Genomic DNA, 14,201 nt, shown 5'->3' on the forward strand with positions numbered 1-14,201 from the left:
GCGCCTCCAGCCGGGAACCCGGCGGCGAGCGCGCCGCGGGACCAGAGGGTCTACGCGCGACACGCTCTCGCAGCGTAGCGGCCCCCGACTCCCGAGTACACCGGCCGGTACCCCAAGGGGCGGCAAACCCGCTCACGGCCGCCCACGGACGCGCGAAGGGCCCGGCACCCCACGGGGTGCCGGGCCCTTCGGCCGTCAACTGACCTGGCGTCAGCTGTGCTTGGCGCGCGAGGCCGTGCGGCCGCGCTCCTTCTGGTCCAGGACGACCTTGCGGATGCGGACGGCCTCCGGGGTCACCTCGACGCACTCGTCGTCGCGGCAGAACTCCAGGGACTGCTCGAGCGACAGCTTGCGCGGCGGGACGATCGCCTCGAAGGAGTCGGCGGAGGAGGAGCGCATGTTGGTGAGCTTCTTCTCCTTGGTGATGTTCACGTCCATGTCGTCGGAGCGCGAGTTCTCGCCGACGATCATGCCCTCGTACACCTCGGTGCCGGGGTCGGTGAACAGCACGCCGCGCTCCTGGAGGTTCGTCATCGCGAACGCGGTGACGGCACCGGCGCGGTCGGCGACCAGCGAACCGTTGTTACGGGTCTGCAGGGTGCCGAACCACGGCTCGTGGCCCTCGTGGATGGAGTGCGCGATACCCGTACCGCGGGTGTTCGTCAGGAACTCGGTGCGGAAGCCGATGAGGCCACGCGACGGGACGACGAACTCCATGCGGACCCAGCCGGAGCCGTGGTTCGACATGTTGTCCATGCGGCCCTTGCGGACGCCCATGAGCTGCGTGACCGCACCCATGTGCTCCTCGGGGACGTCGACGGTCAGGCGCTCGACCGGCTCGTGCGTCTTGCCGTCGACCTCGCGGGTGACGACCTGCGGCTTGCCGATGGTCAGCTCGAAGCCCTCGCGGCGCATCTGCTCGACCAGGATGGCGAGCGCGAGCTCACCGCGGCCCTGGACCTCCCAGGCGTCGGGACGCTCGGTGTCGAGGACACGCAGCGACACGTTACCGATCAGCTCGCGGTCGAGACGGTCCTTGACCTGGCGCGCGGTGACCTTGCGGTCCTTGACCGCGGACTTGGCCTGGGCGCCCTTGCCGGTGCCGCCACGGCCGACCAGCGGCGAGGTGTTCGTACCGATGACCATGGAGATGGCGGGCTCGTCCACCGTGATGAGCGGCAGCGCGACCGGGTTCTCCGGGTCGGCGAGGGTCTCACCGATCATGATGTCGGGGATACCGGCGACGGCGCAGATGTCACCGGGGCCGGCGACCTCGGCGGGCTTGCGGGTGAGCGCCTCGGTCATCATCAGCTCGGTGATGCGGACGTTCGAGACCGAACCGTCGCGCTTCATCCAGGCCACGGTCTGGCCCTTGCGCAGCTCGCCCTGCTCGACACGGAGCAGCGCGATGCGGCCCAGGAAGTTGTCGGCGTCGAGGTTGGTGACGTGGGCCTGGAGCGGGGCGGCCTCGTCGTACTCGGGAGCCGGGACGTGCTCGAGGATCGTCGAGAAGAACGGCTCCAGGTTGGTGGAGTCCGCCGGGACCGTGCCGTTCTCCGGCTTGGTCAGCGACGCGATGCCGTCACGGCCGCACGCGTAGACGATCGGGAACTCGATCTGGTCCTCGTCGGCGTCCAGGTCGAGGAAGAGGTCGTACGTCTCGTTGACGACCTCGTCGATCCGGGAGTCCGGACGGTCCGTCTTGTTGATGCACAGGATGACGGGCAGCCGCTGCTGCAGCGCCTTGCGCAGCACGAAGCGGGTCTGCGGGAGGGGACCCTCGGAGGCGTCCACGAGCAGGACCACCGCGTCGACCATCGACAGACCGCGCTCGACCTCGCCACCGAAGTCGGCGTGGCCCGGGGTGTCGATGATGTTGATCGTGATGACGTCGCCGCCATCCTTCGGGTGGTACTTGACCGCCGTGTTCTTGGCGAGGATCGTGATGCCCTTCTCACGCTCCAGGTCGTTCGAGTCCATCATGCGGTCGTCGAGGGACTCTGCGGCGTGCGCGGCGAACGAGCCGGCCTGCTTGAGCATGGCGTCGACGATGGTCGTCTTGCCGTGGTCGACGTGGGCGACGATGGCGACGTTACGGATGTCGTGGCGCGTGGCCATATTGCGGCGTACTCCCGGAGTGAGTGGACGGCTGCGCGTACATCAGTGATACGCGCGCCCTGCCGGGCTGGACACGCCACGGCCTCACCCCATGGTACGGGGCTTGACGGGTTGAGGCTCTTCGGGGCTCTTCGCGCAGGTGGGGACGCAGATGGGGGTGAGCCCCGAGGTGGGGGGAATCCGCAGGTCAATGGGTGTGAACAAGCTTGCCCGCCGGGTGGTCCGGCGGGCAAGAGACTTGAGCTGGATCTGATCTGAGAATCTGTTCAGCGGTCCTTCGGGTCCGGCGCGACGCGCTGCACACCGGGCTTGAGGTAGCCGATGTTCTCGTAGTCCGGCTCCTGGAAGCCGAAGGCGCCGGCGTTCACCAGGTCCTTGCGGGCCGCCACCAGCTCGGGGCGCTGGTAGAGGGGAATCGATCCTGCGGCGGCCCAGATCCGGGCGTCCGCCTGCTTGACCAGCGAGCGCTCCTCGTCCTGGTCGAGCTCGCCGATGGCCTGGTCGAAGAGCTGGTCGATGTGGTCGGTGCCGACCCGGGTGTAGTTCTGCTCGACGGTCAGCGAGCCGTCGGCGGCCGGGACGGGCTTGGCGTAGATCGGGCGGGCGTCGGTGGCCGGGTAGGCCGAGGCGGGCCACGAGTACAGGGCGAGGTCGTACTGGCCGGACGCGATGTGGTCCTTGAAGTAGCTCTCGTCGGCGACCTTCGTGATGTCGGTGCGCACGCCGATCTTCTCCAGCATCTGCGTGATCCGGTCGGCGACCGTGCGCAGCTGCTCCGAACCGGCGCCCGCGGGGACCACGAAGCGCAGGGTCAGCGGCTTGCCGTCCTTGGCGAGCGGGCCGGCGGCGGCACGGGCGGGGGCGGCCGTGCCCTTGGGGGCGTAGGCGCCGGGGGCGCCGCCCTGCTGGGCGTCGTACCGCTTGGCGTCGTTCTTCATCCCGTCGGAGTGCTTGTTCTTCTCCTGGTCGGCGACGCGGACCTTCACCGCGTCGGCCTGGTGGAGGAGGGCGGCGTACTGGGCGGAGGTGTCGGCGGCGGCGCCCAGCAGCGGGGTGGAGGCCGCGGTGTCGCCGGGCTTCCCGTCGTCGCCGGACTTCTGGTCGTCCTCCCCGACGATGTACGTGCCGTCGTCGGCGTCCTCCGACTCCTTGCTCCCCTTGCTCTCCTTGCTCGCCTTCTTGTCGTCCTTGGAGTCCTTGGACGAGTCGTCGGCGTTGCCGCCGGCCGTCTTCGGGTGGTCCTTCTTCTCCTCGTCGACGGCGCCGCCGGGCACCCAGCCCGCCTCGGCGAGCAGCGCCCGCGCCTCGGCCGTGTCCTGCTTGCCCAGCGCGTCGCTGTTGTCGGCGTAGGCGTCCTGGCCGGCGAGGGCCAGATGGTTGTCGACCGTGCTGACCGGCAGGCCGAGCGGCTTGAGGACGGACTCGGCGAGCTTGGTGCGGTCGATGGCGCGGGCCACGGCCCGCCGGACCCGCTCGTCGGCGAGCGGCCCGGAGGAACCGTTGAGCGCCAGCTGCGTGTACGCGGGCTCCAGGGACTTGCGGAGCCGGAAGCCGTGCAGCTCCGCCTGCTCGGCCGTGTACTTCTTGATCGCCTTGCGGGTCTTCGCGCGGGCCGTGGTCTCCTCCTCGGCCGCCTCCTCGTCGTCCGCGCCGTGCGCGATCGCCCAGGAGCGGGTCGCCTGCGCCGGGGTCAGCGCGGCGCCGGGGCCGTGGGCGAGGGGGCCCGAGGAGCCCTGGTCGCGGGCCGCGTACGCGATGCGGTCGGCGCCGCCCGGGTCGACGTCGGCCAGGTCGAGCTTTCCGGCGGCCAGCGCGGCGGGGCGCTCCGCGCGGGGCACCGCCGCGAGGACCAGCTTGTCGAGCTTGGGCTGGCTGCCCCACCAGCGCGGATTGCGCTTGAGGGTGATCTTCTTGGCGTCGCGGTCGATCTCGTCGAGGGCGAACGGGCCCGCCGTGACCTTGAGCTTGCGCCGGGCGCCCTCGTTGAAGCTGTCCGGCGTCCCCATGACGTCCTTGGGGTACAGCGGCGAGAACAGGGCGCGCCAGTCGGCGTACGGCTTGGCGAAGGTGACCCGCACCTCGAGGTCGTTCGCGCCGCGCTCGATCTTCTCGATGCGGTCGTAGCCGGCGTTGTGGGCCGTCCAGTACGCGGAGTCCTTGCCGGACAGGGCGCGCCACTGGGCGGCGAAGTCGGCGGCGCCGATCTCGCGGCCGTCGCTCCAGACGGCCTGCTGGTTCAGCTTGTACAGCACGACCTGCTTCGGCTCGGTCTTGATGACCTCCGCCTTCTCCAGGTAGTCGGCGTCGCGGGCGGGGCGGCCCTGGGCGTCGATGCGGAACATCGACGGCAGCAGGGCGCCGGTGAGGCGGGCGGTGCTCGCGTCGGCGTCCGCCTGGAAGGTGTTCAGGGTCTGCGGCAGGGCGTCGATGGCCCAGCGCAGGGTACCGCCGTCCTTGATCTGCTCGCGGGCGGCCGGGGCGATGTCCTGCCCGGCGGCGGGCTTGCCCGCCTCGTCGTCGGAGCCGCACCCCGCGAGGGCGGTCACGGCGAGGGCACCGCTCACGAGGAACGCGGCCGATCGGGCGGCTGCGCCTGGGCGCCTTGGGGCGGGTCGCATCACGGGTACCTCCGGGGACGGCCGGTTTGATCACGTTTGGCGGAGTATGGAGCTGATCACATCTATCGCCACAGGGAACCGGGGCGAGCGCTTGGCCGGTCGGCGACACGGCGGCCCCCGTCCCGTTTCCCACTCGTGCGGCCCAATTGGCGAGTCTTCGGCTCTCCGTCCGGTGGGGGCTGGTCGCGCAGTTCCCCGCGCCCCTGAAATGCAGACGCTTCGCGTCGCATTTCCCCGATGGGCGAGCGCCCGAGGGAGATGGCGCACGAAGTGCGCATCTCCAGGGGCGCGGGGAACTGCGCGAGAAGCCCCACCGGCCCGCAGCCGCCCGCGAAACCGAACCGCCCCCTTCCCAAAGCGCAATGTGACGCGCGACACTCGCACCCGCACACGCATCTCCGCCGCAACCCGCGGAAGCGAGGCACACCATGTCCCTGACCGACGACCTGACGGTCGTTCAGCGCTGCGTGGACGAACTGACCCGAGCCGTCAACCAGCTCCCGCCGGAGGCGACCGGCCCCGATCTGCGCAGGGTCCGCGCCGACACCGAGCACCTGCGCGAGAGCGTGGCCCTGCTGCGCGCCGCCTCCGCGCAGCACGCCCCCGCTCCGGCCGCCAAGAAGAACGTCGTACCGATCCCCGACACCCCGTACGACAACTCCCTGTGGACCGACTCCGACGACGAAGGGCTCGGCGCACGGGACCGGCACGCTCCCTGACCCCACCCCACCTGCGGAGGCTTCCTTGGCCACCGGCACAGACAGCGGCACCGGCGTCCGGAGCCGGACCCGGGCCGCGATCACCGCCCGACATCTGCGCACGGACCGCTGGTGGCTGGCCCCCGCCGCCACCGCGGGCGGACTCCTCGCGTTCGTCGTCTACTCGACGTGGCGGGCCTTCGCGAACGCCGACTACTACGCGGCCCCGTACGTGTCGCCGTTCTACTCGCCGTGTCTCGCGGACAACTGCGCCCCGATGCGGCACGGCCCCAACTGGGAGCTGTTCGGCGGCTGGTGGGGCCTGTCCCCCGCCCTGCTGATCCTGATCTTCCCGCTGGGCTTCCGGCTGACCTGCTACTACTACCGCAAGGCGTACTACCGCGGTTTCTGGGCGTCGCCGCCCGCCTGCGCGGTCGCCGAGCCGCACAAGAAGTACAGCGGCGAGACCCGCTTCCCGCTGATCCTGCAGAACATCCACCGCTACTTCTTCTACGCGGCCGTCCTCGTCGCCTGCATCCTCACCTACGACACCGTGCTGTCCTTCCGCGACGAGCACTACGCGTGGGGCCACATGGGCCTCGGCACCCTCGTGTTCCTGCTGAACATCACGCTGATCTGGGCGTACACGCTGTCCTGCCACTCCTGCCGGCACATCGTCGGCGGCCGCCTCAGGCACTTCTCCAAACACCCGGTGCGCTACCGCCTGTGGGGCTGGGTCGGGAAGCTGAACGCCCGTCACATGCTGCTCGCCTGGGCCTCGCTGGTGAGCGTCGCGCTCGCCGACTTCTACGTGTACCTGGTCGCGTCCGGCGCCTTCGACGATCCGCGCTTCTTCTGATGGTGAGGTCTGGCTGAATGTCTGTAGTGGAGCGGCAGCAGTGGGACGTCGTGGTGGTCGGGGCCGGCGGCGCCGGGCTGCGGGCCGCGATCGAGGCGCGCGAGCGGGGCGCCCGTACGGCGGTGATCTGCAAGTCCCTGTTCGGCAAGGCGCACACCGTGATGGCGGAGGGCGGCATCGCGGCCGCCATGGGCAATGTGAACTCCGGCGACGGCTGGCAGGTCCACTTCCGGGACACGATGCGCGGCGGCAAGTTCCTCAACCAGTGGCGGATGGCCGAGCTGCACGCCAAGGAGGCCCCCGACCGGGTGTGGGAGCTGGAGACCTGGGGCGCGCTGTTCGACCGCACGAAGGACGGCCGGATCTCCCAGCGCAACTTCGGCGGGCACGAGTACCCGCGCCTCGCGCACGTCGGTGACCGTACGGGCCTGGAGCTGATCCGCACGCTCCAGCAGAAGACCGTCCAGCTCCAGCAGGAGGACCACAAGGAGACCGGCGACTACGAGTCCCGGCTCAAGGTCTTCCAGGAGTGCACCGTCACCCGCGTCCTGACCGACGGCGCGGGCCGGGTCTGCGGCGTCTTCTGCTACGAGCGCGAGACCGGCCGCTTCTTCGTCATCGAGGCGCCGAGCGTGGTCCTGGCGACCGGCGGCATCGGCAAGTCGTTCAAGGTGACGTCCAACTCGTGGGAGTACACGGGCGACGGCCACGCCCTCGCGCTGCTCGCCGGGGCTCCCCTGCTCAACATGGAGTTCGTGCAGTTCCATCCGACGGGCATGGTCTGGCCGCCGTCGGTCAAGGGCATCCTCGTCACCGAGTCCGTGCGGGGCGACGGCGGCGTGCTGCGCAACTCCGAGGGCAAGCGGTTCATGTTCGACTACATCCCGGACGTCTTCAAGGAGAAGTACGCGGAGTCGGAGGCCGAGGGCGACCGCTGGTACGAGGACCCCGACCACAACCGGCGCCCGCCCGAGCTGCTCCCCCGCGACGAGGTGGCCCGGGCGATCAACTCCGAGGTGAAGGCGGGCCGCGGCTCCCCGCACGGCGGCGTCTTCCTCGACGTGTCGACGCGGATGCCCGCCGAGGTGATCCGGCGACGGCTGCCGTCCATGTACCACCAGTTCAAGGAGCTGGCCGACGTCGACATCACGGCCGAGGCCATGGAGGTCGGGCCGACCTGCCACTACGTGATGGGCGGCATCGCCGTCGACTCGGACACGGCCGCGGCGCGCGGCGTCCCCGGGCTCTTCGCGGCGGGCGAGGTGGCCGGCGGCATGCACGGCTCCAACCGGCTCGGCGGCAACTCGCTGTCCGACCTGCTGGTCTTCGGGCGGCGCGCCGGACTGCACGCCGCCGAGCACGCACAGGGCCTCGTCCCCGCCGAGCGGCCCCGTGTGGACGACGCCGGGGTCGACGCCGCGGCCGCCGAGGCGCTGCGCCCCTTCTCCGCCGAGCCCGCCGAGGACGGCGCCGTCCCCGAGAACCCGTACACCCTGCACCAGGAGCTCCAGCAGACGATGAACGACCTGGTCGGCATCATCCGCCGCGAGGGCGAGATGGAGCAGGCGCTGCGCCGGCTCGGCGAGCTGCGGGTGCGGGCCCGGCGGGCCGGGGTCGAGGGGCACCGGCAGTTCAACCCGGGCTGGCACCTCGCGCTCGACCTGCGGAACATGCTGCTGGTCAGCGAGTGCATCGCCCGCGCCGCCCTGGAGCGCACCGAGTCGCGCGGCGGCCACACCCGCGAGGACCACCCCGGCATGAACCGCGACTGGCGGCGGCTGAACCTGCTGTGCCGGCTGCGCGACCCGGCGGATCCGGGGTCCGGCCGCATCGCGCTGGGCCGCGAGGAGACCCCGCCCGTCCGCCCCGACCTGCTCGCCCTCTTCGAGAAGGAGGAGCTGGTGAAGTACCTGGCCGAAGAGGAGCTGCTGAAGTGAGTGACGCGTACCGGGCGCACTTCCGCGTGTGGCGCGGGGACCAGGACGGCGGGGACCTGCGGGACTTCGAGGTCGAGGTGCACGAGGGCGAGGTCGTCCTCGACATCGTCCACCGGCTGCAGGCCACCCAGGCCCCCGACCTCGCGGTCCGCTGGAACTGCAAGGCCGGCAAGTGCGGCTCGTGCTCGGCGGAGATCAACGGGCGGCCCCGGCTGATGTGCATGACCCGCATGTCGGTCTTCACCCGCGAGGAGACCGTCACCGTCACGCCGTTGCGCGCCTTCCCCGTCGTACGGGACCTGGTGACGGACGTCGGCTTCAACTACACGAAGGCGCGGCAGGTCCCCGCGTTCGTACCGCCCGCGGAGCTGGCGCCGGGCGAGTACCGGATGACGCAGGAGGACGTGGACCGCTCGCAGGAGTTCCGCAAGTGCATCGAGTGCTTCCTGTGCCAGGACACCTGCCATGTGGTGCGCGACCACGAGGAGAACAAGCCCGCGTTCGCCGGGCCCCGCTTCCTGATGCGCGTCGCCGAGCTCGACATGCACCCGCTGGACGCCGCCGAGGCGAGCGGCCTCGACCGCAAGACCACCGCCCAGGACGAGCACGGCCTCGGCTACTGCAACATCACCAAGTGCTGCACCGAGGTCTGTCCCGAGGGCATCAAGATCACCGACAACGCTCTGATCCCCCTGAAGGAACGCGCCGCGGACCGTAAGTACGATCCGGTGGTCTGGCTGGGCAACAAGATCCGGCGGAGGTCTTCGTCGTAGCGGCCCTCGCCGCCGGGTCCGCGTCGTAGGGGGACGGTTGGAAGATCAGCGCGAACGAGAACCGGTACTGCTGGGGCGGGGCCGGACCGCCGATGTCTACGCGCTCGACCCGGGCTGGGTGCTGCGGCGCTACCGGGACGGGCTCGACGCCCGGCCCGAGGCCGAGGTCATGGGCTATGTGCGCGGCCACGGCTTTCCGGCGCCGCTGATCCGGGCGGACGCGGGGCTCGGGCCCGGCGATCTGGTCATGGAGCGGCTGGACGGGCCGACGCAGGCCGAGCAGCTGCTCAGCGGGCAGCTCGCGCCGGCCGACGCGGGGGCCGAACTCGCCGCGCTGCTGCGCCGGCTGCACGCCGTGCCCGCCCGGGCCGGTGGCCGGGTGCTGCATCTCGATCTGCACCCGGAGAACGTGATCCGCACGGCCGACGGGCCCGTCGTCATCGACTGGGGCACCACGGAGCTGGGCGATCCGGCCCTGGACTGGGCGATGTCGGCGATCGTGCTCGCCGAGGTGTGCCTGCACCCGGACTGGTCGGACGCGGCGCCGGCGCTGCGTGTGGTCCTGCCCGCGCTGCTCGCCGATCCCGCGCCGGGCACGACCGGCCCCGCCCTGGACGAGGCCCGCGCCCGCCGCACGGCGAACCCGACGCTGACCGGCGAGGAGAAGGCCCGGCTCGGCGCGGCGGCGGAGCTGGTGCGGGCGGTGGCGGCGGGCGTCACCCCGTAGACCTGACGCGGAGGGGCGCCCCCGGTCGGGAGCGCCCCTCTGCGTCGGTGCTGCGGCGGATCGGTCCGTGCCGGAGATCAGTCCGTGCCGGACTCCATCGCGGCGCGGTCCAGGACCTCGTCCTCGGCGGAGACCTCGCCGCGGGAGGCGATGGCCTCGGCGCCGCCCTCGGGCATGGTGCCGATGAGGCCCGTGACGGCGGCCTGGGCGGCGCCCGCGACCGGGGTGCCCGTGCCGAGCAGGCCGAGGCCCGCGTACTGCTCCAGCTTGGCGCGGGAGTCGGCGATGTCCAGGTTCCGCATCGTGAGCTGGCCGATGCGGTCGACCGGGCCGAACGCCGAGTCCTCGGTGCGCTCCATGGAGAGCTTGTCCGGGTGGTAGCTGAACGCGGGGCCGGTCGTGTCGAGGATCGAGTAGTCCTCGCCGCGGCGCAGCCGCAGGGTGACCTCGCCGGTGACGGCGGCGCCGACCCAGCGCTGGAGCGACTCGCGGATCATCAGGGCCTGCGGGTCCAGCCAGCGGCCCTCGTACATCAGCCGGCCGAGGCGGCGGCCCTCGGCGTGGTACTGGGCGAGGGTGTCCTCGTTGTGGATCGCGTTCACCAGGCGCTCGTACGCGATGAACAGCAGGGCCATGCCGGGGGCCTCGTAGATGCCCCGGCTCTTGGCCTCGATGATCCGGTTCTCGATCTGGTCGGACATGCCGAGGCCGTGGCGGCCGCCGATCGCATTGGCCTCCATCACCAGGTCGACGGCGGAGGCGAACTCCTTGCCGTTGATCGACACGGGGCGGCCCTGCTCGAAGCCGATCACGACGTCCTCGGTCGCGATCTCCACCTCGGGGTCCCAGAAGCGGACGCCCATGATGGGCTCGACCGTCTCCACGCCCGTGTTCAGGTGCTCCAGGGTCTTCGCCTCGTGCGTGGCGCCCCAGATGTTGGCGTCCGTCGAGTACGCCTTCTCCGTGGAGTCCCGGTACGGCAGGTCGTGGGCGACCAGCCACTCGGACATCTCCTTGCGGCCGCCGAGCTCCGTCACGAAGTCCGCGTCGAGCCACGGCTTGTAGATCCGCAGGTTCGGGTTGGCCAGCAGGCCGTAGCGGTAGAACCGCTCGATGTCGTTGCCCTTGAACGTGGAGCCGTCGCCCCAGATCTGGACGTTGTCCTCCAGCATCGCGCGGACCAGCAGCGTGCCGGTCACGGCACGGCCGAGCGGCGTCGTGTTGAAGTACGCGCGGCCGCCGGAGCGGATGTGGAACGCGCCGCAGGTGAGCGCCGCGAGCCCCTCCTCGACCAGCGCCGCCCGGCAGTCGACCAGGCGCGCGACCTCCGCGCCGTAGTTCTTGGCGCGGCCGGGCACCGAGGCGATGTCGGGCTCGTCGTACTGGCCGATGTCGGCCGTGTACGTGCACGGGATGGCGCCCTTGTCGCGCATCCACGCGACGGCGACCGACGTGTCGAGGCCGCCCGAGAAGGCGATGCCGACGCGCTCGCCGGCCGGGAGGGAGGTGAGGACCTTGGACATAGGAAGAGTATGCATCACGATGCATGGTCATGCAAAGCCGTTCCCGCCCTCAATTTCCGCCCGTGACGCCCAGCATCTCCCCGGTCGCGACACCCCGCACCCGGACATAACCTCCGAAAGGTGACCTCGCCCCTAGTCGTCCGGACGGCCGCGGCCGCGCTCCTCGCCCTCCCCTGGCTGCTGCTGCCCGCCACCCCGGCCCACGCCGACGACCCGGTCACCCTCTCCCGCACCGGCCAGGTCACCGACAAGGTGGACGCCCTCGGCGACCGCGACGACGTCACGGCGCAGGCACTGACCACGCTCGACGACAGCCGCGGCATCCAGCTCTTCGTCACCTACGTGCGCGACTTCTCCGGCCGCACCGCCCAGGACTGGGCGAACGCCACCGCCGAGAAGAACGGACTCGGCCTCGACGACGTGCTCCTCGCCGTCGCCACCCACGACCGGCAGTACGCCTTCTCCGTGGACCGCGACGCGCGGCTCACCGACGTCCAGCTCCAGGACGTCGCCCGCACCGCCGTCGAACCCGCGCTGCGCCGCGACGACTGGGCGGGCGCCGCGATCGGCGCGGCGAACGGCATCGGCGCCGTCGTCGCCGGACAGCCCGTACCGACCCCGACCCTCACCCCGGGCGCCGCCGACCCCGGCGGCGCGAGCGACGGCGGGACCCGCACCGGCGACCTCGCACTCCCTCTCATCGCCGTCGGCGCGGCGGGCGCTCTCGCCGCGTACACCTACACCCGGCGCAAGAAACGGATGAACACCCGCACCACGCCCGGCGGCGGCGCGGTCGCGGGCGGCTGGGGCAAGCCCGCCGCCACCGCACTGCCCGAGCTGGACCGGCAGGCCCGGCACCTCCTCGTCGAGACCGACGACGCCATCCGTACCAGCACCGAGGAACTCGGCTTCGCCACCGCCCAGTTCGGCGAGGAGGCCGTCACCGCCTACGCGGAGGCGCTCGCCGCCGCACAGAGCGAGCTCACCGCCGCGTTCAGGCTCCGTCAGCAGCTCGACGACGCCTTCCCGGAGGACGACGCCACCAAGCGGCGGATGCTCGACGAGATCATCAGCCGCTGCACGGAGGCGGACCGGCGGCTCGACGCCGAGGCCGAGGCGTTCGACCGGCTGCGCGCCCTGGAGAAGTCCGCGCCCGAGGCGCTGGCCGGCGCCGAACGGGCCTTCCGTGCCCTGACCGCCCGCACCGCCGATGCCGAGGAGACCCTGCGCGCCCTCGGCGCCCGGTACGCGCCCGCCGCCCTGCTGCCCGTCGCGGGCCATGTCGAACAGGCCAAGGACCGGCTGGTGTTCGCCACCGCCCAGCTCGGCGAGGCCCGCCAGTACTTGGAGGGCGGCGACACCGGCAAGGGCGCCGTCCACCTGCGTGCCGCCGAGGGCGCCGTCGACCAGGCCGGCACCTTCGTCACGGCCGTCGAGCGGCTCGCCCGCGAACTCGCCGAGGCCGACGAGAAGCTGCCCGCCGCCCTCACCGACGCCGAGGCCGACCTCGCCGACGCCCGCGGCCTCCTCGAAGGCACCGCCCCGGGCGTCCCCACCGCCGACCTGCGCGGCCGCCTCGCCCGCGTCGAGTCCGTCGTCGCCGACGTCCGCAGGGAACAGGCCGCCGGACCCCACGACCCGATCGGCGCCCTGCGCCGCGTCGAGGAGGCCGACTCCGCGCTCGACCAGTCCCTCGCCGCCGCCCGTGCCCGCGAGGCCGGCGCCGAACGCGCCCGCAGCCTCCTCGGCCAGGCCCTGCTCACCGCCCGCAGCAGCACCGGCGCCGCCGCCGACTTCCTCACCACGCACCGCGGCGCGATCGGCAGCGAGGCCCGCACCCGGCTCGCGGAGGCCGAGCGCCGGCTCGCGAACGCGCGGGCCGCCGAGTCCACCGATCCCGCCACCGCGCTCGCCGAGGCCCAGCAGGCCGACGCCCTGGCCCGGCAGGCCCGCTCCCTCGCCGAGCGGGACGTGCGCGCGTACGGGAATCCGTACGGGGGCGGCGGGCGCGGCGGCACCGGCATGGGCGGCGCCGTGCTCGGCGGGATCATCCTCGGCCAGGTCCTGCGGGGCGGCGGCGGGGGCGGATCCGGCGGCGGCGCCTTCGGCGGGGGCGGGCCCGGCAGCTTCGGGGGCGGCGGCACCCGGGGCCGGCGCGGCACCGGCGGCCGCTTCTGACCAGCGCACCACCACTGACGGCTCCGCACCCAGCTCCGTACCAAGGGATCCCAGATGACCAAGCAGACCATCCTCGGCCGGGTCACCCAGCTCGCCAAGGCCAACATCAACGCGCTCCTCGACGGCGCCGAGGACCCGCAGAAGATGCTCGACCAGCTGATCCGCGACTACACCAACAACATCCGGGAGGCCGAGGACGCCGTGTCGGCCACGATCGGCCATCTGCGGCTCACGGAACAGGACCACGCGGAGGACGTGGCCGCGGCCGCCGAGTGGGGCGGCAAGGCGCTGGCCGCCAGCCGGAAGGCCGACGAGCTGCGGGCCGCCGGAAGCACGGCGGAGGCCGACCGCTTCGACGACCTCGCCAAGGTCGCGCTGGGCCGTCAGCTGCGGTCGGAGCAGGAGGCCCGGGACGCCGAGCCGGCCATCGCCGCGCAGACCGAGGTCGTCGGCAAGCTGAAGAGCGGCCTCGACCGGATGAAGACCAAGCTGACCGAACTGCAGGCCAAGCGCGACGAGCTGGTGGCCCGCGCCAAGACCGCGCAGGCCCAGAACCAGATGCTCGACGCGGCGCGGAACATCGACGTCCTCGACCCGACCAGCGAGCTGAGCCGCTTCGAGGACAAGGTGCGCCGCGAGGAGGCGTGGGCACTCGGCAAGCAGGAACTCGCCGCGTCCTCGCTCGACGCCCAGTTCGAGGAACTCGACGCGCTCGGCGACGCGGCCGAGATCGAGGCCCGGCTGGCCGCCCTCAAGACCACCTGACGCTC

General features: G+C 72.1%; 10 protein-coding genes. 7 read left to right on the forward strand and 3 right to left on the reverse strand.

Annotated elements, in window-relative coordinates; all coding sequences use genetic code 11:
- Nucleotides 1-210: 210 nt before the first annotated feature.
- Both typA and IAG42_RS12230 read right to left on the reverse strand, forming a co-directional pair.
- The gene (gene typA, locus IAG42_RS12225; protein WP_188337051.1) at nucleotides 211-2,118 is read right to left on the reverse strand and encodes a translational GTPase TypA; all 1,908 of its coding nucleotides are present in this window, start codon (nucleotides 2,116-2,118) and stop codon (nucleotides 211-213) included.
- A gap of 266 nt (nucleotides 2,119-2,384) precedes the next feature.
- Entirely contained in the window at nucleotides 2,385-4,736 is a 2,352-nt protein-coding gene (locus IAG42_RS12230; protein ID WP_188337052.1) for an ABC transporter family substrate-binding protein, read from the reverse strand.
- 428 nt (nucleotides 4,737-5,164) lie between these two features.
- Here IAG42_RS12230 and IAG42_RS12235 point away from each other — a divergent pair, with 428 nt between their 5' ends.
- Genes IAG42_RS12235 through IAG42_RS12255 form a run of 5 tightly spaced genes read left to right on the forward strand, consistent with a single transcriptional unit; the run spans nucleotide 5,165 to nucleotide 9,730 of the window.
- Nucleotides 5,165-5,455, forward strand: coding sequence for a hypothetical protein (locus tag IAG42_RS12235; protein ID WP_188337053.1), 291 nt, complete (start codon nucleotides 5,165-5,167; stop codon nucleotides 5,453-5,455).
- Nucleotides 5,456-5,480: 25 nt separating this feature from the next.
- Entirely contained in the window at nucleotides 5,481-6,293 is an 813-nt protein-coding gene (locus IAG42_RS12240; RefSeq protein WP_188337054.1) for a hypothetical protein, read from the forward strand.
- A 17-nt stretch (nucleotides 6,294-6,310) separates the two neighbouring features.
- The gene (locus IAG42_RS12245; RefSeq protein ID WP_188337055.1) at nucleotides 6,311-8,230 is read left to right on the forward strand and encodes a fumarate reductase/succinate dehydrogenase flavoprotein subunit; all 1,920 of its coding nucleotides are present in this window, start codon (nucleotides 6,311-6,313) and stop codon (nucleotides 8,228-8,230) included.
- Nucleotides 8,227-9,003: a succinate dehydrogenase/fumarate reductase iron-sulfur subunit gene (locus IAG42_RS12250; RefSeq protein WP_188337056.1), complete on the forward strand. Its 777-nt coding sequence runs from the start codon at nucleotides 8,227-8,229 to the stop codon at nucleotides 9,001-9,003. The genes IAG42_RS12245 and IAG42_RS12250 overlap by 4 nt, the downstream gene beginning before the upstream one ends.
- Before the next feature lie 37 nt (nucleotides 9,004-9,040).
- Complete coding sequence (locus tag IAG42_RS12255; RefSeq protein WP_223205955.1) at nucleotides 9,041-9,730, forward strand: phosphotransferase; 690 nt, start codon at nucleotides 9,041-9,043, stop codon at nucleotides 9,728-9,730.
- Nucleotides 9,731-9,807: 77 nt separating this feature from the next.
- On the opposite strand, the gene argG is transcribed toward IAG42_RS12255, so the two are convergent.
- Nucleotides 9,808-11,253, reverse strand: coding sequence for an argininosuccinate synthase (gene argG, locus IAG42_RS12260; protein WP_188337057.1), 1,446 nt, complete (start codon nucleotides 11,251-11,253; stop codon nucleotides 9,808-9,810).
- A 120-nt stretch (nucleotides 11,254-11,373) separates the two neighbouring features.
- Here argG and IAG42_RS12265 point away from each other — a divergent pair, with 120 nt between their 5' ends.
- Together IAG42_RS12265 and IAG42_RS12270 are read left to right on the forward strand one after the other, a co-directional pair.
- Nucleotides 11,374-13,431, forward strand: coding sequence for a TPM domain-containing protein (locus IAG42_RS12265; protein WP_188337058.1), 2,058 nt, complete (start codon nucleotides 11,374-11,376; stop codon nucleotides 13,429-13,431).
- A gap of 54 nt (nucleotides 13,432-13,485) precedes the next feature.
- Complete coding sequence (locus tag IAG42_RS12270) at nucleotides 13,486-14,196, forward strand: PspA/IM30 family protein (protein ID WP_188337059.1); 711 nt, start codon at nucleotides 13,486-13,488, stop codon at nucleotides 14,194-14,196.
- Nucleotides 14,197-14,201 lie beyond the last annotated feature (5 nt).

Source organism: Streptomyces xanthii (assembly GCF_014621695.1).
In the GTDB taxonomy this organism is placed as follows: domain Bacteria; phylum Actinomycetota; class Actinomycetes; order Streptomycetales; family Streptomycetaceae; genus Streptomyces; species Streptomyces xanthii.